Here is a 1,122-nt window from a genome sequence, read left to right as displayed (position 1 = left end):
TTGTCGTTTTCAGAAGACGGCTGCACTGAACGTCAGAAGCCGACTGCACTATAGCAGCGGAGGGGTTGGATCCATCAGGCAACGACGGGCTGCTGCCGGCCATCAGCGGACGCAGGGAGGACTTTCCGCAACCGGCCGTTCGATGCGGCACCGATGGCCTTCGCGCAGGGGTAGTGAATCCGCCAGGATTGACTTGCGCTGCCCTACCTCTCACTAGTGAGGGGCGGCAGCGCATCAAGCGGTGAGCGCACTCCGGCACCGCCAACTTTCAGCACATGCGTGTAAATCATCGTCGTAGAGACGTCGGAATGGCCGAGCAGATCCTGCACGGTTCGAATGTCGTAACCGCTGCGGAGCAAGGCCGTCGCGAACGAGTGGCGGAGGGTGTGCGGTGTGGCGGGCTTCGTGATGCCTGCTTGTTCTACGGCACGTTTGAAGGCGCGCTGAAAGGTCTGGTCATACATGTGATGGCGACGCACGACACCGCTCCGTGGATCGGTCGAATGCGTGTGCTGCGCAAAAACCCAGAACCACGGCCAGGAATGCCCGGCGCGCGGATACTTCCGCTCAAGGGCGTCGGGAAGCGCAACGCCGCTGCGGCCCTCGGCCTGGTCCTTCAGCCACCATGCCCGTGCACGCGACAGCTGCTCGCGCAGGCTGGGTGCCAAGCTCTCGGGTAACATCAAGGCCCGATCCTTGGAGCCCTTGCCCTCCCGCACGATGATCGTGCCGTGATCGAAATCCAGATCCTTGACCCGCAGTTGCAAACCCTCACTGATCCGCATGCCCGTTCCATACAGAAGCTGGGCGAACAAACGATGCTCGCCTTCCAGAAAACCGAGGATGCGAACCACTTCATCCGGGGTCAGCACCACCGGCAAGCGCCGCGACGGCCGAGGTCTTCCGATCTCCTGAAGCCAGGGCAGATCCGTGCACAGCACCTTGCCGTAGAAGAACAGCAAGGCCGCCAATGCCTGACGATGCGTGGAGACCGAAACCTTGCGCTCGTTCGCCAGCCAGGACAGAAATGCCTCGACTTCGCTGCTGCCCAAGGTTGCCGGGTGACGCACACCGTGGAAACGGATGAAGGCACGAACCCAGTGGACATAAGCCTGTTCGGTT

General features: G+C 61.9%; 1 protein-coding gene. It reads right to left on the bottom strand.

The window, feature by feature from the left end; translation table 11 throughout:
- Positions 1–203: 203 nt before the first annotated feature.
- A partial coding sequence (intI1, locus tag ACMWLG_RS25795; protein ID WP_025766410.1) for a class 1 integron integrase IntI1 occupies positions 204–1,122 on the bottom strand: 919 nt, incomplete at its 5' end.

Source organism: Enterobacter sp. 01-M-02-SI-ECC (assembly GCF_047530595.1).
In the GTDB taxonomy this organism is placed as follows: domain Bacteria; phylum Pseudomonadota; class Gammaproteobacteria; order Enterobacterales; family Enterobacteriaceae; genus Enterobacter; species Enterobacter cloacae_M.
The sequence above is the reverse complement of the archived record's forward strand: the minus strand, read 5'-3'. Positions and strand labels throughout refer to the sequence as shown.